The following is a 19,991-nucleotide window of genomic DNA, read 5'->3' as shown; positions in this document are numbered from 1 at the left end:
CCACCAACTTAAATCAAGCTATATTTGTTTCAATACTAATGTTACTGCTGCATTAGTTGAGCTTTGTAATGTAATTGTCGAAGCAGTAAAACTGGTTACTTTCCATGTATTGTTTAATAATGCAAACGAAGCGTTACCCGAAAAATTTAATTTTAGAAAAACATTTAATTCCGAGCTTACTGCATAAGTACCATTTACAGTCGTGTTCACCAAATTTACAGCAGTTACCGATAAATTATTTGCAAAATCAATTGTAAAATCTTTGTAATTCGTTGCTGAATTAACTCCTGCATTCACGTATGAATCTACCTTGAACTTACCATTTACTAAAATTGTTTCTACTTTTTTTCTATTTTGAGCTGCTAGAGCAATAGTCTCTTCTGTTTTTAATGACGCGCTTATAGCTGCTTGTAATTCTGCATCACTTGTAATAGTTGTTTTAGTTCCATCAGCAATTTTTACTGAAATAGGATATTTTACTGAATACAATTCTGAAGCGCTAATATTTGTCATATACGTATATAATTGCTGTTCGGATGTAATGACAACACTACCCGTTTGCTGAAAACTAAGATTGTAGGTTAAAATTGTTATAGGAAAGCTCAACTTAACAGATGAAATTGCATCCTTTCCAGAAGCTTCGGCAGAAGAACAAGCATTTAGAATCGCATTGTACTCTGTTTGATTGGCAACGGTTACTTCTGTGTAATTACTAGTTTTAATTTTTAAAGGAAATTGCAAAACAACAGTATCCTGATCGTCATTTAATTTACCAAAAATAGAAAGTACTTGTTGATAATCTACTTGGCTTAATAGAGAAACCTGAACTCCGTTAACTTTTGCAGTAGCCGGCAATACAATAGATGAGCATGAAGCTCCATCCAAGAAATCATCAAATGAACCATCGTACATCGAAGTACGTTTTAAATTAGTTGTTGTGGTTGAATTAGCTGAATTTGTATTTGGATTTTCGCCTTGTACGTCATCAACTTCACTTTGGCATGATGTAAAACCTAAGACAGCCATCAATGCAATTCCGGAAACAATTTTTAATTTTTTCATGATTTTCAAATTTAAGGTATTTTTATATTTACAAGCGATGTTTTTAACGCCTTTCTGTTAGTAAGACAACTACGCTTATTTTTACCCTACGTAAATTTTTAAAAAAATTAAAAAAAATTTCAAAACATTAAAAATCAATACTTTAAAACAACGAATATTTTTAAAAAATAAGCTATCATCAGTAACACAACTGCTTTTTGAAAAAATAATTTACATTTACAACCTACAAAAAATGAATTAATATTCCATGAGCGACGAAAAAAGTAACCTTTGCGAAGAAAATCACTTTAGAGACTTTTACTTAAAGCACGTGCAATCAGCAACTAATTTTGCTTATTACAAATGTGGTGATGATGAAGCTGCATTAGATCTGGTACAAGATGCGTTTACCAAGATTTGGGAAAATTGTTCTAAGATTGACTTTAGTAAAGTCAAAACGTATTTGTTTACTAGTATTAATAATTTATTCCTGAATAACATTAAACACCAAAAAGTAGTATTAAGGTACGCCAAAGATGCGCCTAACTTAGATACCAATAATCAAAGTCCAGAATATTTATTCGAAGAGGAAGAATTCAAACTTAAACTCACCAACGCGATCGCATCATTAAGTGATGCGCAACGGGAAGTGTTTTTGTTGAATCGAATAGATGGAAAAAAATACAGAGAAATTGCTGAGTTACTCGATATTTCTCAAAAAACCGTTGAAAAAAGAATGTCTGGAGCATTACAACTATTGAGAGCCCAAATCGAAAATATATAATTAATCATTTAACTATAGGGTAATTAAAAAGTCGGTTGTCTTATAAACATAGAGATAGAAAATGGAAAACGAAAAAGAAATATTAAAATGGTTCAATGATGAGCTTTCAAGCCAAGAAATCGAAGATTTAAAACAATCAGAAGATTTACAAACGCTAGAAAAAATCGCTCATTACGCATCACAATTACAGGCACCAACCGTTGATGCTCAAGCTGCTTTAGAAGCTTTTAAGGTCAAAAACCATTCTAAAAACAAAATTAAAGTAAGAACTTTAAACTTCAAATCATTCTACAAAGTAGCTGCAGTTGTGGCCGTTTTGCTAACATCTAGTTATTTTTTGTTGTTTAATAACATTACCTCTTACGAAACTCAAATAGCACAAACAAAGTCTGTCACACTTCCCGATAATTCTGAAGTGATATTGAACGCTGCTTCAAAACTTAGTTTTAACGAAAAAAAATGGGCTGACCAAAGAGCTTTAACTCTTGAAGGAGAAGCTTTTTTCAAGGTGCAGAAAGGGCAAACTTTTAGTGTAAATACCGCGGCCGGAGTTGTTACGGTTTTAGGAACACAATTTAATGTAAAAGAACGTAAAAACTTTTTTGAAGTGCATTGTTATGAAGGCTTGGTGAGTGTTACACATAAAAATAAAACTATCAAATTACCTCCCGGGAAAACATTTCGAGTTATAAATGGCACCATCGAAAATGTAGCAGATTTTGATGCACAAAATCCTTCGTGGATTCAACAAGAATCAAGCTTTTCTAAGATTCCATTAGAACAAGTCATTGCAGAATTAGAACGTCAATACGATATTAAAATCAAAGTGGAAGGTGTCGATACTTCGAAACTTTTTACAGGAAGTTTTACTCATACCGACAAAAAAATTGCGCTTCAAGCAGTTACAATTCCCTTGAAATTAAGTTACAAAACGGAGGGTAAAACCATTATATTTTATAATTATGGCGTTCAATAAATGGCTAGTTTTTCTGTTAATTTGTTGTAGTTGTATTTGTTTTGGACAAAATTCAACTAAAAAGAAATCTTTGACTGCCTTGATTTTTTCCCTCGAAAAACAATTTAATATCAAATTTTCGTATGCCGTTGAAGATGTGGCAAATATTGCAATTGAAAGGCCAAACACCTCTTTTACTTTACAAGAAACAATTGATTATCTAAACTCGAAAACGCTTTTGAACTTTAAAGCTCTAGACGATAGGTATGTTACCATTTCAGTGCTAAACAAAACAATATCTGTTTGCGGAATTGTTTCTGATGAAAAAAAATCTCGTTTAGTTGGCGCATCTGTTTTTGTAAACAATAGTGGAAGAAGCACAATTACAGATGGAAATGGTACATTCAAATTGCAGAATATTCCAATACATGCAACGCTGACCATTTCGTATGTGGGTTTTGAATCCAAACAATTTTCGCCTAACGAATTATTTTCGGCACAAAACAATTGCAAGGAAATTGTTCTCACAACAAAAAATGAAGAGTTGAATCAGGTTTTGATTCCAATATATTTAACTTCAGGATTACAAAAATATTTGGATGGAAGCACCGTTTTAAACACAAAAAAATTTGGTATCCTTCCCGGATTAATTGAACCCGATATTCTACAATCAGTTCAAGCACTTCCTGGTGTGGAAAGTACCAACGAAAGCATTGCTAATATCAACGTTCGCGGTGGAACTAACGATCAAAATTTAGTAGTTTGGGATAATATAAAAATGTATCATTCTGGTCATTTTTTCGGGTTAATATCTCCTTACAATCCTAACCTAACTAATAAAGTTATCGTTAGTAAAAACGGAACAAGTGCTGAGTATAGTGATGGCGTTTCCAGTACTATAAACATGTATACAAAAGATGCAATAAGTAATACCTTTTCTGGTGGTGCAGGAATTAACTCCATTAGCGCCGATGCCTTTTTAGAAATCCCGATAACTAAAAAATTAGAACTTCATATTTCGGGACGTCGTTCCCTTACTGATTTAGTGAAATCACCTACGTACGCTAAATACTTTGACCGTAGTTTTCAGGACACTGAAATCAACGCAGATAGCGACCAACATGATACGTCATCTGATTTTTATTTTTACGATTATACCGCTAAGTTACTTTTTGATTTAAACGAAAAACATCAATTCAGAGCAAATATCATTGGCATCAATAACGCTTTAGATTATTCGGAACGTCGTATCAATACAACCCAAACCCAATCTAAAACCAGTAATTTATCTCAGAGAAATATTGGTTACGGCGGGAATTGGAAAGCACAATGGAATTCAAAACTAAGTTCAGAATTTATCACTTACTTCTCCAGATATAATATTGATGCTATTGATTACAGAATAGAAACGGATCAGCGCTTGACAGAAGCCAATGAAGTGCTAGAAACTGGCGCTAAAATCAATACCAATTACAAAAAAAATGACCACCTAAATTTCTTGTTTGGATATCAATTTAATGAAACAGGAATGTTGAATCAAACCACTGTTAGTGCTCCATTTTTCTCGAGTACCAAAAAAGATGTTTTGTTGAACCATGCCTTGTTTTCTGAGGTAGAATACAATAAAAATAACACCTATTTACGAGTTGGATTGCGTTTGAATTATTTTCAAAAATTCGAAAAGTTTTTGGTGGAGCCAAGAATAAACATACGTCAAAAATTATCCGATCAATTTGCTTTAAAATTAGAAGGGGAATTTAAAAATCAATCGACTACTCAAATCGTGGATTTTGAAGATGATTTTTTAGGTGTTGAAAAAAGACGTTGGGTTTTAGTCAATGATAAAGACATTCCAATTGCCACAAGCAAACAAGGTTCTTTTGGTGTGGAATTCAATAAAAACAAACTAAATATCGAGGCCACAGCTTTTTATAAAATGGTTGATGGTATCACGGCTTCTAATCAGGGTTTTTATAACCGTTTTCAGTATGAGACCGCAAATGGCAGTTACACAGCCAAAGGTTTAGAATTTTTAGCCAATAAAACTGCGCGTCAATATAGCGTTTGGGTGAGTTACACGTTTAGTACAAATGACTATACATTTGATACTTTCACCCCTTCAACTTTTCCAAATAATGTAGATATAAGACACTCTGTATCGCTAGGTTTTTATTATGATATTCGTAAAAATTTAAAGATATCGGTTGGTGGTATTTGGAGAAATGGGCAACCGTATACAAAACCAATCGAAGGGAATGAAACCGTTCAAAATGGAAATAATACCTTGGTAAATTATGATTCACCAAACAGTGAAAACTTAGATAATTTCATGCGTTTAGATGCCTCTCTCAATTATAATTTTAATCTTTCGGAATCAATTAGAGCGTCCTTAACAGCCGGAGTAATGAATATTACCAATCAAGATAATGAGATCAATCGTTATTACAGAATTAATCCAAATGACAAGAATGATGCCATTCAAGTAGACAATAAGTCACTTGGCTTAACGCCAAATATAAGCTTTAGAGTGAATTTTTAATTTCATTTTACATAGTACTCAAAAGAACAAAACCCTTTCAAAAATTGCTTTGAAAGGGTTTTGTTTTTGAAATTATTCAGAATTAAATTCCGGCAATAACTTTTATTTCATCAATAATACGTAACGCCAAAGCATCTGCTTTTTCTTGTGAAGAAGCTTCTGTATAAATACGAATAATTGGTTCGGTATTCGATTTACGTAAGTGCACCCAATTGTCAGCGAAGTCAATTTTCACTCCGTCAATGGTTGTAATATCTTCGTTTTTGTACTTTTCAGTCATTGCAACAAGAATCGCATCCACATCAATTTGTGGTGTCAATTCAATTTTGTTTTTGCTCATGTAATATTCTGGATACGAAGCACGCAATGCCGAAACTGTCATTTTTTTGTTCGCTAAATGAGTCAAAAACAAGGCTACACCTACCAAGCTATCACGTCCGTAATGAAGCTCTGGATAGATGATTCCACCGTTTCCTTCGCCACCAATAATTGCATTGTTCTTTTTCATTAATTCCACCACATTTACTTCGCCTACAGCACTAGCTTCATAGTTTCCGTTGTGTGCTTTTGTCACATCACGCAAAGCCCGAGACGAAGACATATTAGAAACCGTATTTCCTGGAGTTTTGCTCAAAACATAATCGGCGCAAGCCACCAAAGTGTACTCTTCGCCAAACATTTCGCCATCTTCACAAATAAATGCCAAACGATCTACATCTGGATCTACAACAATTCCTAAATGTGCTTTTTCTTTAACAACCAATTCGGATATATCAGTCAAATGTTCTTTTAACGGTTCCGGATTGTGCGGAAAGTGTCCGTTTGGTTCGCAGTACAATTCTACTACTTCAACTCCCATTAACTCCAATAATTTTGGGATAATGATTCCGCCTGACGAATTTACTCCGTCAACAACAACTTTAAATTTAGCCGCTTTAACAGCTTCAACATCAACTAGAGGTAAATTCAACACTTCATCAATATGAATATCCATGTAAGCATCATTGCTGATTACTTCTCCAAGCTGATCTACATCCGAGAAATCGAAAGCTTCCGCATCAGCAATCGTTAGTATTTTTTCGCCCTCAACGCCATTTAAAAATTCCCCTTTTTCGTTCAATAACTTCAAGGCATTCCATTGTTTTGGATTGTGCGAGGCAGTCAAAATAATACCACCATCCGCTTTTTCTAAAGGAACAGCAACTTCTACTGTTGGCGTAGTCGAAAGTCCCAAATCAATCACATCAATACCTAAACCAATAAGCGTATTCACTACCAAATTGTGAATCATCGGTCCTGAAATACGTGCATCACGACCTACAACCACAGTTAATTTTTCTTTTCCAGCATAATTTTTTAACCATGTTCCGTAAGCCGATGCAAATTTCACCGCATCAACCGGAGTTAAATTATCACCTACTTTACCGCCTATTGTGCCACGAATTCCTGATATTGATTTTATTAAAGTCATTTAGTATGAGTATTAAATTCTGATTTCAAATTAAAAAAGATTACAAATATAGGAATTGAAGAATTACAAACGTAAAATTGATTTTAAAATCAGCAGATAAATCCTTAAATTGTGCGAATGAATTTTTTAGCACACATCTATCTTTCTGGTAACAACGAGCTCCTAAAAATAGGCAATTTTATGGCTGATGGTATTCGAGGTAAGCAATTTGAAACTTATCCTAAAGCCATTCAAAACGGCATACTTTTGCATCGAGCAATTGATTCTTTTACCGATGCGCATCCTGTTTTTAGACAAAGTACGAAAAAACTACACGAAAACTATCATCACTACTCAGGTGTAATTGTCGATGTTTTGTACGATCATTTTTTAGCCAAAAACTGGAATGTCTATTCCTCTGAACCATTAGCCGATTTTGTACATCAATTTTACCAATCGCTACGCAAAAACTACGATTTATTATCTGACAAAACCAAGAATATTTTACCCATCATGGAAGAGGAAAATTGGTTGCTGAGCTACCAAACCGTTGATGGCATCAAACATATTTTAACGCAAATGGATCGACGCACGAAGAATCAATCTAACATGCGTTTTGCAACTGAGGAATTAATACTCCACTATGCCGAATTTGAAAAAGAATTTGAGCTTTTTTTTGAAGATCTACGTGCATTTGTACACCAAAAAATAAACGAATTAGAAGTATAAATAACTAGCTTTTTAAACTATAACGAACCAAAAAATGACCCTAACCACTCGAATTTCAACCCTATTTTTAGCACTCCTCTGCAGTAGTGCTTTTTATGCGCAAAAGCAAAATACAAAACCAACAGGATTAGTAACCGCTCACGCAATGGTTGTTTCTGCTCGTGAAGAAGCATCAGCAATTGGTGTGGCTATCATGAAAAAAGGAGGCAACGCTTTTGATGCTATGGTTGCCACCGAATTAGCATTGGCAGTAGCACACCCGCAAGCCGGAAATATAGGTGGTGGCGGCTTTATGGTGTACCGAAAAGCCAACGGTGAAACGGGCGCAATTGATTACCGAGAAAAAGCACCTTTGTTGGCTTCCAGCACGATGTATCAAGACGCAAACGGAAATGTTATTCCTGGTAAAAGCACTGCTACAGCCTATGCCGTAGGAGTTCCTGGGACTATTGCAGGTATTTTTGAGGTGCACAAAAAATTTGGTTCTTTACCGCTAAAAGATATTTTAGAACCTGTAATCGCATTGGCCGAAAAAGGAGTTGTTGTAACACCCAATCAAGCTAAAAGTTTGACTGCTTTTCGAGCTGTTTTTCAAAAAGTAAATGGTCCAGAAAGTCTTTTTTCGAAAGTATATCAGGCAAAAGATACAATCAAATACAAAGCCTTAGCAGCTACTTTAAAAAGGATTGTTCAAAACGGTCACGACGAATTCTACACAGGCGAAACAGGACAAAAATTAGTTGCTTTTCTCGCTAAAAAAAACGGAATCATGAGCACAACCGACCTGCAAAAATACCAAGCAAAATGGCGTACTCCCATTACGTTTAATTACAAAGATTTAAAAATAACATCGATGTCGCCTCCAAGCAGTGGAGGAATTTGTTTGAATCAAATCATGAAAATGATAGAGCCTTATCCGCTGGCGCAAATGGGACACAACAGTACAAAAAGCATTCAACTCATTACTGAAGCGGAACGTCGTGCGTATGCCGATCGAAATTTTTATTTGGGCGATCCCGATTTTGTATCCATTCCGACAGCGCAATTATTGGATGATTCTTATTTAAAAAACCGCATGAAAAGCTTCACTTTCGACAAAGCGACCAAATCAGCCGATGTGGCTCAGGGAGAAATCGTAGGCTACGAAAGCGACCAAACAACCCACTACTCCATCGTTGATTCCTTTGGGAATGCAGTCGCAGCTACAACTACTTTAAATGACAATTATGGCTCCAAAATTTATTGTGATGAATTGGGCTTTTTCCTAAACAATCAAATGGATGATTTTAGCTCTAAACCTGGTGTACCCAATTTATATGGTTTAACAGGTAGCAAAGCCAACAGTATTGCTCCTGAAAAAAGAATGCTCAGCTCAATGACACCCACCATTATCGAAAAAGATAAAAAACTTTATATGGTAGTAGGAACTCCCGGCGGTTCTACCATTATCACCTCAGTTTTGCAAACTATTTTAAACGTTTACGAATTTAATTTAAGCATGCAAGAAGCGGTGAATGCAGCTCGATTTCACCATCAATGGTTGCCGGACTTAATAACTTTTGAACCCAACTCCTTCCCAAAAGAAACTTTGAAAAAATTACAAGCAAAAGGTTATACAACCAACGAAAAAGACAAAGAAATCATAGGAGCAGTTGATGCAATTTTAGTTTTACCCAACGGAAAATTAGAAGGCGGTGCCGACAAAAGAGGTGACAACAAAGCAGTTGGATATTAATTAAAACAGATTGCTAATTCCTGAGCAAAAAACAACTAAAAATATGCCGAAGCGTAAAATAATAGTAGCTTTGTAGCCTTCCTATAAATTACAATATGTTCAAAAAAATTCTATCAAAACTAGAGGCCATCATTGCCATTGCTCAATCATTACTTAGTCCGAAACAGTTCATTTTTATGTCGGCAGTTTTGGTGGGTATTTCGGCGGCATTTGCTGTAATTGTTTTGAAAACATTTGCTCATGGCGTTTTTTCATTTGCAACCTATGTCAGTGGTATTTTGAAACTCGGATTTTTAAATAGTATTCTACCTATAATTGGAATTTTACTCACCGTTTTGGTTGTCAAAAAAGTTTTAGGTGGTTCCATTCAAAAAGGAACTTCTCAAATATTATATGCAGTTGCTAAAAAAGCGAGCATCATTCCCAAAAAACAAATGTATGCCCAAATTGTTACTAGTTCGTTAACCGTAGGCTTAGGAGGATCAGCTGGTTTAGAAAGTCCGATTGTAATTACCGGAGCCGCATTCGGGTCTAATTATGCCCAAAAATACAAACTCAGTTATAAAGATCGCACTTTGCTGATTGGCTGCGGAGTTGCTGCCGGAATTGCAGCTGCGTTTAACGCGCCAATTGCTGGTGTTTTATTTGCTATCGAAGTATTATTGGTCGATGTAAGCATTGCTGCCTTCACGCCTATCATGATCGCAGCCGCAACAGGTGCTTTGGTATCGGTTATTGCCTTAAATGAAGAAATTCTGCTCTCGTTCAAGCGTCAAGAAGATTTTGATTACCACAACATCATTTACTACGTTTTACTAGGCATGTTTACTGGTTTTGTATCAGTTTATTATTCTCGTAATTTTCAACGCGTCGAACATTTCTTTTCTCGATTAAAACTAACTCCTTACAAAAAAGCTCTTTTTGGCGCCTCTATTTTAGCCATATTAATTTTTATTTTTCCGACACTTTTTGGCGAAGGTTACGAAAGTATTAAAACTTTATCCGAAAGCGATCCGGGCAAACTATTAGAAAACACCTTGTTTGAAGGTTTCAGAGACAACAATTGGGTTTTACTTCTTTTTGTGGGTGCAACTATGATGATCAAAGTATTTGCTTCAGGAATCACTCTTGGTAGCGGCGGAAACGGGGGTAATTTTGCGCCCTCACTATTTTTAGGATCGTATGTTGGTTTTTTCTTTTCAAAACTGATCAACCTTATCGGGTTGACAAAACTACCTGTGAGCAATTTCACCTTGGTAGGAATGGCTGGAATTTTAAGTGGTTTGTTTCATGCGCCACTCACAGCCATTTTCCTTATTGCTGAAATTACGGGTGGTTATAACTTGATGATTCCGCTTATGATTGTAGCTTCGATCAGTTTTGCTATCTCCAAACGTTTTGAAAAACACTCAATGGATGTGAAAAATTTAGTCAAAAAAGGACACGCTTTTACCAGCAACAAAGACACGAACGTACTTTCGACTCTTGAAACAAGCGCAATCATACAAACTGATTTTTTAACTGTAACTGCAAACGAAAATTTAGAGCGTTTAGTCGACTTAATTTCGCACTCTAACCAAGTGATCTTTGCAGTGGTAGACGCAGAACAAAACCTACTCGGAATTGTGCATTTCAATGACATTCGAGAAATTATTTTTAACAATTACCGCGTAAAATACACTTTGGTAAACGAAGTGATGACAGCCCCAACTGCAGTAATTTCACCCGAAGATTCTATGGGAGTGGTTATGAACAAGTTTGAAAGCGCTAATAAGGCCTTTTTACCCGTGTTAAAAAACGATAAATATTACGGATTCATCTCTAAATCAGTTGCTTTAGAAGCTTACAGAAGCAAGCTAAAATCGATGACAATAGAATAACTAATTGTAGAAAAAAAGCAGACCTATAAGCCGGATTCTGTATCTCGATTACTCGAAACCCTTATCATTTATCTAGATCCAAAATTACTTTTGGACTCAAGCTATCTACCCTTCAGCAACGAACGAGAAGCCCTTAAATGCTGATATACTTGATATTTCACCGCATAGAGTTTACCTGGTTTCACTACAGCATTACCTGTACATACTTTCTGTTGCACTTGTCCTAATTCGCCAAGGCGAACCGACGGGTGTTACCCGCTATGCTTCTCTGTGGTGTCCGGACTTTCCTCCCTCCCGATAAATCGGGACGACGATAAGGCGGTCTGCGGGGCAAATTTACACTATTAAATCGACTTTTATTCAGCACAAAGCTACTTTATCCCCTAACTAAGCAAGCAACTGATATCAAATCATTTAAAAACGCACATGTTTTCAATTCGAGCTAATAACCTCTAAAAATGTGAAACAATACAATTAAAAAAAGTCGTTCAAACTAATTTTTCATTCCTTTGAAATACTATTTATTAGGAGCTATTTAGCTCCGCTGAATCTTCGATGTCCAGCTATCCGCTACAATCTTATTCGCCATTCCGAGGTGTCGGGATTGGCGCATAAGGATTTTCACTACTATCTGGGCTAAGTCTATCCATCGTTAAGTTACACGCCTAAAATTCTAAAATCTTTCAATCCTTAAATTTTTAAAGCAACAAATTAAAGCCTATATTTGCTATCCAAAATTAAGATTTTTATGGAGCAATTTGTAGTATCGGCACGTAAATACCGCCCACAAACATTTAAAGATGTTGTAGGGCAAAAAGCCATTACCAATACTTTATTGAACGCCATAGAAAGCAATCACTTGGCTTCCGCCCTATTGTTTACAGGACCACGTGGAGTTGGAAAAACCACTTGTGCTAGAATCTTAGCTCGCAAAATCAATCAACCCGGTTATGATGACCCAAATGAGGATTTTGCTTTCAACGTTTTTGAACTTGATGCCGCCTCAAACAACTCTGTTGACGACATTCGTAATTTAATTGACCAAGTTAGAATCCCACCTCAAACAGGTCAATACAAAGTATATATTATTGATGAGGTGCACATGCTATCATCGGCCGCCTTTAATGCTTTCTTGAAAACATTAGAAGAACCGCCGAAGCACGCCATTTTTATTTTGGCCACGACCGAAAAACACAAAATCATCCCAACGATACTTTCTCGTTGTCAAATATTCGACTTCAAACGTATTACCGTAAAAGACGCCAAAGAGCACTTAGCCGAAGTAGCAACTAGTCAAGGTGTAGTTTTTGAAGATGATGCACTGCATATCATTGCGCAAAAGGCTGATGGAGCCATGCGTGATGCACTATCTATATTTGATCGCGTCGTGTCGTTTTGTGGTAAAAACTTAACACGACAAGCAGTAACCGAAAACTTAAATGTTTTAGATTACGAAACCTACATCAATGTCACCGATTTGATTCTGGAAAATAAAATTCCACACCTATTAATCGCCTTTAATGAAATTTTGGCCAAAGGTTTTGATGCACATCATTTTGTATCGGGCTTGGCTACACATTTTAGAGATTTATTGGTATCAAAAAATCCTGCTACTTTAACTCTTTTAGAAGTTGGTGAAGCAACACAGCAAATGTATGCAACGCAATCACAAAAATGCAGTCAAGATTTTCTACTACAAGGAATTGAAATTGCAAACGATTGTGATTTAAAATACAAAGTCAGTCAAAACCAGCGACTCTTAGTCGAACTTTGTTTAATGCAATTGGCCTCTATCACTTTTGATGGAGAAAAAAAAAAGTTGAGCAATTTATAATCCCGCCCACACATTTCCGTAAATCGGATTATTCTATTGTTGATAATAGTTCTAAGACAACTGCTACTGCTACAACAGCCGAAGTAGAAAACATAACTAAAACAACAACAGTTGAACAACCAAAACCATTGGCACCCGTTGAAGCAAAGCCAAATCCTATTGAAGCACCCGCAGCATCTGGACCCACAGAAGGAAAAGTATCTGCATTTTCACTTGCCAGTATTAGAGCTAAAAAAGCACTAGAGGAAAGCACCAAAGGCATTGTAAAAGAAGTATTGCACTTACCTACAGAACCTTTTACAGAGACTGAAATGCTGGTGTATTGGAACAAATATGCACAACGCTTAGGAGAAAAAGGTTTCAAAATTATGGAGTCGCTCCTATTGATCAACGATCCAAAACTGAACGGAACCGCTATTACTATTGAACTTCCTAATGAGGGTTCAAAGTTAGATTTTGAAAGAGAATTGATTGGATTATTGGGTTATTTGCGTGGTCATTTACACAATCACGATATTACTATTGAGGTGATCGTAAATGAAACTATAGAACACAAACGCAGTTTTACAGATCAAGATCGCTACAACCGCTTTTTAGAAATCAATCCAAACATTGAGCTTTTACGCACAACATTCGGATTGGATTTAGATGCTTAATTTATATTTTACCAAAGTACATAGCTTTTACAATTCCGTCAGAAAGGCCAATTTTTGGCACATAAATCTGTCGGGCACCACTCCATTTCATAGCATTCAGATAAATTCGAGTGGCCGGAATAATTACATCAGCGCGATCCGGATTCAAGCCTAATTCCGCAACTCTTTGATCATACGACAAGGAGTTCAAAAATGCATATTGAGAGTTGATGTAAATATATGAAAGTGGCTTTTCTTGTGGCTTTCCAGACATTTTAAATAACTTATTGATGTTTCCACCGGAACCAATTAAAGTTACCTCTTCGTAATCTTGCGTGTTGGTTTTGATCCATTTTTCAATTTCGTCCCAAACTACATCGCAAACCATATTATTTAACAAGCGCACCGTTCCTGCTTTGAACGATCTCGAATTAATCATTTTACCATTCGAAAACAGCGTAAATTCGGTACTTCCACCGCCTACATCAACAAACAAATAGGTTTGATCTGTTTTTAGCAAATGATGCAAATCTGTTGAAGCAATAATTGCCGCTTCCTTTTTTCCATCAATAATTTCTATTTTAATATCGGCCTTTTTCTTAATGATTGCCACCACCTCTTTGGCATTGTAAGCTTCGCGCATGGCAGAGGTTGCAAAAGCCATATAACGCTCTACTTTATGCACTTTCATAAGCAAGTTAAATGCTTTCATAGCATCGCACATGCGGTCAATATTTTCAGGTGAAATTTCACCTACTGTAAAGGCATCCTGCCCCAAACGAATGGGCACACGTACCAGGGAACTTTTATTAAATTGTGGCTCTTTACCGTCTTGCTCTACAATGTTTGCAATCAGCAATCGCATGGCATTTGAGCCAATATCTATTGCTGCATACTTTTTAATTTTAATCATTTTTTACTGCTGTTATTTCTTTGCAATTACACTGTTTTTTTCATAAAAATCGAATACAAAAAAGACTCGCTAATTTTGTGCCAATTCTTCGTTATGAGCAAGTTCATCTAATTTTTTTTGGTAATATTTGTACGTTTCTAATTGTGCTCTAAAAATAGGATTATGATTGCGCGCTCGGTATTTGTTATCTAATTTATAGGAGTGAAAACGGGCTTTTACATTTCCTTTCCAAGCGATATCAAAATTAGCAATCAATTCATTTTTAATATTTTGATCGTAAATAGGACATGTAACTTCTACACGGCCATCTAAATTTCGAGTCATAAAATCAGCCGAAGAAATGAAAACTTCTGTTTGCCCTGCATTACCAAAAATATACACTCTAGAATGCTCCAAATAATTATCAACAATACTGATAGCTTCGATATTTTCACTCATACCTGCAATACCCGGAATCAACGAACAAATACCTCGAATTTCAAGCTGAATTTTTACACCTGCTCTACTCGCTTCGTACAATTTATCGATCATCTCTAAATCAGATAAACTATTCATTTTAAGCTTAATATGCGTTTTTCTTCCAGCTAAGGCGTGTGTAATTTCACGATCAATCAGTTTAATAAATCGTGTTCTTGTGTAATGCGGGGAAACGATCAAATGCTTGTAGCGATGCACACGATAATTGATGTCAAAAAACTCAAAAATACGCATGATGTCTTTTAGAATTTGTTGGTGACTTGTAAAAAGAGTTACATCGGTATATATCTTAGCTGTTGACTCATTAAAGTTACCCGTCGAAATAAATCCGTAACGTTTGATTTTGAGATTTTCTACTCGTTCAATAACACATATTTTACTGTGTACTTTCAGGCCTTTGATACCAAAAATAAGTTCAATACCTTCGAGTTGCATTTGTTCTGCATACGAAATATTCGAAGCCTCATCAAATCGGGCTTGCAATTCTATTTGAACAGTAACTTTCTTACCATTTTTCGCAGCATTGATCAACGAACTAATAATTTGCGAATTCTTTGCTAAACGGTATAAAGTAATTTTAATAGAAATAACTTTTGGGTCTAAAGCCGCTTCGCGCAAAAACTTAGTCAAGTATGAAAATGATTGGTAAGGAGCATGAAGCAAGTAGTCGCGTTCGCTAATTTTTTCGAGCATACTTCCTTCTAAACTCAGACCAGGAATTGGCAACGGATCATTAGTTTGATACAACAAATCGTGTCTACCTAAATTTGGAAAATTCATATAATCTCTCCTATTATGATACCTTCCTCCGGGAATAATACTATCGGTAGAAACGATTTTCATTTTATCCAAAAAGAAGTTCAAAGTGTCTGGCTCAATCAATTGATCGTATATAAACCGAACCGGCTCACCAATACGTCGGTCTTTGACACTAAGTGTGATTTTTTCAATCATACTCTTACTTAAATCACTATCGATATCTAATTGAGCATCTCTAGTAATTTTTATCATGTGTGCAGAAACACTTTCGTAGTCGAAAATATTAAAAATGTTGCTGAGATTATGACGGATCACATCATCAAGCAAAATAATATATTGTTTTTCATTGACCGTAGGCAATACGACAAAACGATTTATAGTAGTGGGTATTTCGATTACTGCGTAACGCACTTCGGCAGTATGATTCATCACTAATTTAACAGCCAAGTAGCCTGAGGTATCTTTTAAAACAGGGAACTCAGCCAGATCGTTAAGGATAATTGTAACCAACTCAGGGCTGACTTTTTGGATAAAAAAATCTTTCAAAAAAAGTTCTTGCTCGGCATTGATATCAGCCTCAGTGATGATGAAAATGTTTTTAGTTTCCAATTCACTTTCGATGATATTCAGAATTCGCAAACTTTCGGATTGTTGCTGAATTACAATTTCAGTGATATCCTTCACTAATTGTTGCGCGGAGATCCCACCAAGATACTTTTCACCAGTGATTCCAGTTAAACTCAAACGTCTGATTGCGGCAAAACGAACTCTAAAAAATTCGTCTAAATTATTCGAAAATATACCTAAAAATCGAAGTCGATCTAGTAAAGGGACCGATGAATCCCCCGCCTCCTGTAATACGCGAGCATTAAATGCCAACCAACTTTTTTCACGATCAATATATTTGTATGTAACTGCTTTATTCATTTTAAATCTTTGGGAGATAGTACTGTTTTTGTTATACCTTTTTTATTAAAATTCCAATCATCGCTTTCAAATTGTATAGCTACAAAACCTGCAGTTGATACATTAGCTACAGGTACAGATCCAAATTTATTTACAAAATCAGTTAAGGCATTATTATGTCCGAAAATGATTAAATTATCAATAGCATTTGGGCAACTTTTTATAACTTTTTCCAGCTGCTTGCATTCAAAAGTATAAAGGTCGTACTTGTAATTGATACTTTCAAGAGGAAAGCCAACATTTTGAGCAAAAATTAATGCGGTGCTTGATGTTCTCTTAGCCTCACTGCACCAAATTGAGTAGGATTTTGGCAATAAATCCTTTACATGAAGCGCAATAGAATGAGCGTCTTTAATTCCTTGACAAGTTAGACCTCGATCAATATCTTTCACAGGAACTTCCCAACTAGATTTGGCATGGCGAATCAAAATAAGTTCTTTCATAAACTTTTATTAAAAACTTTAATTTATTAACGTTGAAAGTTACTCGAAATAAAACACTTTTACAAACAAATATTTTTTACAAAAAGTAACATAAAAGGAAATCAATAATTAGCAGCACAAAATCATGAATTATTATAATTTACTTACAAAATTAGCAATAAGCACTCAAATGCTGACTTAAATCAAAACATACGTAGAAGTACTTGTATAATGTAATTCAACGGTTATTTAAGTTTTTAAAAGGAAAAATAATGGTAATACAATTTTAACATATAATTTAGCAAAGTGTTAATAGATACTTGCGTAAAAGTCAAGTTGATAACAATTAAATAAGCAAGCAAAAATTAAAATTATTTTATATATAAACATCTGATTAAAAGACACATAAAGCCAAAATAAAGTTATAAAAAACATAATTATTATCCTTTAATTTTTAGAAAAATTAAGGTGAGATTTAATTACTGTTTTGTTGTTTTAGTAGACAAAATAATCAATACATTAAACAAATAAAAAGCTGCACTAATAAAAGCTGTTTTTTCTCAAAATAAAAGAAACACATGAGCAAAATTACTCACAAAAAATTAAAATTAATTCAGGGATTTATATTCTTTATATTCTTTTTTATCTCCCTTTCTAGTTATAGTCAAACTCCGAGATTTACTGATCCCACATTATACTCGGGAATAGATAAAACGGCTGGAGCTAAGTACCGTTATACAAACGTAACCAATGTGAACGGTACAGATGTTGATGCTATTTTATCTGTTGTAAGTATTAAAGATGCCACAATTGTGGACATTGATAACCCCAACAATGGTAGTGGAAGTTTGAGAGATCGATTTCAACCTGTTATTACTACAAAAAGGTCAAATGGTTATGTTCAATTCACTTTTGATTTTTACAAAGCGGGAACTTACGGCACGCCTCAAGAACTTAAAATTGATTTAAGTTCATTTACCTTTGAAGCGTTAGATTTAGATGGAAATGAATTTTTCGATGTGCTGCGACCTTCCAACGAATTAATAATTCTAGAATTAAACAGTTTCCTTACTATTCTTCCAAATTTAATTGATCAATTTACAAGAATTCAAGGACCATCTAATTCTGTAGACCCGATAAGCATAACAAACACTAGATATATTGCTGCTATTAATTATGGTAATGTTAATTCTGTAACTTTTAGATTAGGAAATAGTACTCAATCAAGTAATAGACAAAGTTCCATAAGTTTCGGAGAAGTTACGTTTTCTGTACCAACAGCTCCAACTGCAAATAATGATAATAAATTGTGTAATACTTACGGACCAGTAAGTATTGACGTTACAGCAAATGATGTAGATGCAAACAGAAATTTAAATACAAATTCAGTTGATTTAAACCCAACTGCTGTGGGTAGACAGACAACATTATCTGTAACCAATCAAGGTAACTGGTCTGTAAACAATACTGGCGTGGTAACTTTTACTCCATTAACGACTTTTAAAGGAGACCCAACACCTATTAGATATACAATTAGCGACAGTACACCATTAGTGTCGAATGAGGCTACCATAACAATAACATATACACCCGAAAAACCAATTGCATCTGTAACCTCTCAGCCTACTTGTGCAGTAGCAACAGGATCAATAACTGTTTCTTCTCCAACAGGAAATGGATTAACGTATAGCATTAACGGAACGAATTATCAAAACACAAGTGGGATTTTTACAAATATTCCAGCAGGTACTTATTTTGTTACAGCTAAATCATCTACTGGCTGTATATCAAGTGCTACTTCTGTAACAATTAATAGTCAACCTGCAACTCCTAATGCTCCAGTTTCTGGAGGAAATCAAACTGTTTGTAGTGATGGTAGTACCACTCAAACGTTAACTGCAACTGCAACAGGTGGAACCATAACTTGGTACGATGCAGCAACTGCTGGAAATGTAGTTAATGCTCCAACGCAAGTTGGTGTTGGAACTAAAACTTATTACGCGCAAGCATCAAACGGAACTTGCTCTAGTTTGACTAGAACTGCAGTCACTTTAACAATCACTCCTTTACCAGGACAACCAATTGCAACAAACTACGAATACTGCCAGGATGCTATAGCGCAACCTTTAAGCGCTAATGCAAGTTCAGCTGGAGGAACATTATTTTATTTTAGTTCGTTAACAGGCACTGCTCAATCCAGCATTACACCAAGTACTAGTTCGGCCGGGCAGTTCACTTATTATGTTGCCGAGCAACGTAATTCATGTTTTGGTCCAAAATCTCCGATATCTGTAATCGTTCACCCGAAAACAATTATTACTTCACAACCGACTTCAAAATCTATTGTCTACGGAAGTAGTACTTCATTTGCCGTTTCAAGTTCCAATGCCACAGCTTTCCAATGGCAAGTAAATACTGGATCTGGTTTTAGTAATATCACAAACAATTCTATTTATAGTAACGCAACAACTTCAACCCTTACAGTTAATAATGCAACTGTTAGTATGAATTCATACCTGTATAGAGTAATACTGACCGGAACAGGAAATTGTAACCAAGTAACTTCAAGCGAAGCGACTCTTACTGTTACTCCTAAGACTGCAACTGTCGTAGCTGGTGATAAAACGAAAGTATACGGTGACGTTAATCCAGCTTTGACTGCAACTGTTACTGGTGCTATCAATGGAGATACTATTAACTATACCCTAGCAACCACTGCAACGACTACTTCAAATGTTGGAACTTATCCAATCGCAGTAACTTTAGGTAGCAATCCTAATTATACTGTTTCTAAAACAGATGCAAATCTTACTGTTACCCCTAAAACTGCAACTGTAGTAGCTGCTGATAAAACTAAAGTATACGGTGACGT

At 35.4% G+C, this 19,991-nt stretch carries 14 protein-coding genes and 1 other RNA gene; 9 read left to right on the top strand and 6 right to left on the bottom strand.

Annotated elements, in window-relative coordinates; translation table 11 throughout:
• Positions 1 to 18: 18 nt before the first annotated feature.
• Positions 19 to 1,062 (bottom strand): hypothetical protein, encoded by a 1,044-nt coding sequence (locus KBJ98_RS13520; protein WP_210791410.1) that lies wholly within the window; start codon positions 1,060 to 1,062, stop codon positions 19 to 21.
• 247 nt (positions 1,063 to 1,309) lie between these two features.
• Here KBJ98_RS13520 and KBJ98_RS13515 point away from each other — a divergent pair, with 247 nt between their 5' ends.
• The 3 genes from KBJ98_RS13515 (at position 1,310) to KBJ98_RS13505 (ending at position 5,319) form a co-directional block, all read left to right on the top strand.
• On the top strand, positions 1,310 to 1,825 hold the full coding sequence (locus tag KBJ98_RS13515; protein ID WP_210791407.1) for an RNA polymerase sigma factor: 516 nt from the start codon (positions 1,310 to 1,312) through the stop codon (positions 1,823 to 1,825).
• A 61-nt stretch (positions 1,826 to 1,886) separates the two neighbouring features.
• The gene (locus KBJ98_RS13510; RefSeq protein WP_210791405.1) at positions 1,887 to 2,801 is read left to right on the top strand and encodes a FecR family protein; all 915 of its coding nucleotides are present in this window, start codon (positions 1,887 to 1,889) and stop codon (positions 2,799 to 2,801) included.
• Entirely contained in the window at positions 2,788 to 5,319 is a 2,532-nt protein-coding gene (locus KBJ98_RS13505; protein ID WP_210791403.1) for a TonB-dependent receptor plug domain-containing protein, read from the top strand. Before KBJ98_RS13510 ends, KBJ98_RS13505 begins: the two co-directional genes overlap by 14 nt.
• Positions 5,320 to 5,401: 82 nt before the next feature.
• Here the strand turns inward: KBJ98_RS13505 and glmM are convergent, their stop codons facing one another.
• Positions 5,402 to 6,790, bottom strand: coding sequence for a phosphoglucosamine mutase (glmM, locus tag KBJ98_RS13500; protein ID WP_210791401.1), 1,389 nt, complete (start codon positions 6,788 to 6,790; stop codon positions 5,402 to 5,404).
• A 117-nt stretch (positions 6,791 to 6,907) separates the two neighbouring features.
• Between glmM and KBJ98_RS13495 the strand changes: the two genes are divergently transcribed.
• From KBJ98_RS13495 to KBJ98_RS13485, 3 genes are all read left to right on the top strand, one after another.
• The gene (locus KBJ98_RS13495; RefSeq protein ID WP_210791399.1) at positions 6,908 to 7,498 is read left to right on the top strand and encodes an acyl carrier protein phosphodiesterase; all 591 of its coding nucleotides are present in this window, start codon (positions 6,908 to 6,910) and stop codon (positions 7,496 to 7,498) included.
• A 34-nt stretch (positions 7,499 to 7,532) separates the two neighbouring features.
• A complete protein-coding gene (gene ggt, locus KBJ98_RS13490) occupies positions 7,533 to 9,233 on the top strand; it encodes a gamma-glutamyltransferase (protein WP_210791397.1) in 1,701 nt (566 codons plus the stop codon).
• Positions 9,234 to 9,328: 95 nt separating this feature from the next.
• The gene (locus tag KBJ98_RS13485) at positions 9,329 to 11,113 is read left to right on the top strand and encodes a chloride channel protein (protein WP_210791395.1); all 1,785 of its coding nucleotides are present in this window, start codon (positions 9,329 to 9,331) and stop codon (positions 11,111 to 11,113) included.
• 10 nt (positions 11,114 to 11,123) lie between these two features.
• Here the strand turns inward: KBJ98_RS13485 and rnpB are convergent.
• Positions 11,124 to 11,443, bottom strand: an RNA gene (rnpB, locus tag KBJ98_RS13480) — RNase P RNA component class A.
• Between the two features lie 418 nt (positions 11,444 to 11,861).
• Between rnpB and dnaX the strand changes: the two genes are divergently transcribed.
• Complete coding sequence (gene dnaX, locus KBJ98_RS13475; protein WP_210791393.1) at positions 11,862 to 12,947, top strand: DNA polymerase III subunit gamma/tau; 1,086 nt, start codon at positions 11,862 to 11,864, stop codon at positions 12,945 to 12,947.
• Positions 12,948 to 13,075: 128 nt separating this feature from the next.
• On the top strand, positions 13,076 to 13,603 hold the full coding sequence (locus KBJ98_RS13470; RefSeq protein ID WP_225899143.1) for a DNA polymerase III subunit gamma/tau: 528 nt from the start codon (positions 13,076 to 13,078) through the stop codon (positions 13,601 to 13,603).
• Between the two features lies 1 nt (position 13,604).
• On the opposite strand, the gene KBJ98_RS13465 is transcribed toward KBJ98_RS13470, so the two are convergent.
• The 3 genes from KBJ98_RS13465 to KBJ98_RS13455 form a co-directional block, all read right to left on the bottom strand.
• On the bottom strand, positions 13,605 to 14,495 hold the full coding sequence (locus tag KBJ98_RS13465; protein WP_210791391.1) for a Ppx/GppA phosphatase family protein: 891 nt from the start codon (positions 14,493 to 14,495) through the stop codon (positions 13,605 to 13,607).
• Between the two features lie 69 nt (positions 14,496 to 14,564).
• Positions 14,565 to 16,658, bottom strand: coding sequence for a polyphosphate kinase 1 (gene ppk1, locus KBJ98_RS13460; RefSeq protein WP_210791389.1), 2,094 nt, complete (start codon positions 16,656 to 16,658; stop codon positions 14,565 to 14,567).
• Positions 16,655 to 17,140 (bottom strand): SixA phosphatase family protein, encoded by a 486-nt coding sequence (locus KBJ98_RS13455; RefSeq protein WP_210791388.1) that lies wholly within the window; start codon positions 17,138 to 17,140, stop codon positions 16,655 to 16,657. Before KBJ98_RS13455 ends, ppk1 begins: the two co-directional genes overlap by 4 nt.
• 557 nt (positions 17,141 to 17,697) lie before the next feature.
• On the opposite strand from KBJ98_RS13455, the gene KBJ98_RS13450 reads away from it, so the two are divergent.
• On the top strand, positions 17,698 to 19,991 hold a 2,294-nt coding region (locus KBJ98_RS13450), incomplete at its 3' end, for an MBG domain-containing protein (protein ID WP_210791387.1).

The sequence above is a fragment of the Flavobacterium erciyesense genome (assembly GCF_018069925.1).
In the GTDB taxonomy this organism is placed as follows: Bacteria; Bacteroidota; Bacteroidia; order Flavobacteriales; family Flavobacteriaceae; genus Flavobacterium; species Flavobacterium erciyesense.
The sequence above is the reverse complement of the archived record's forward strand: the minus strand, read 5'-3'. Positions and strand labels throughout refer to the sequence as shown.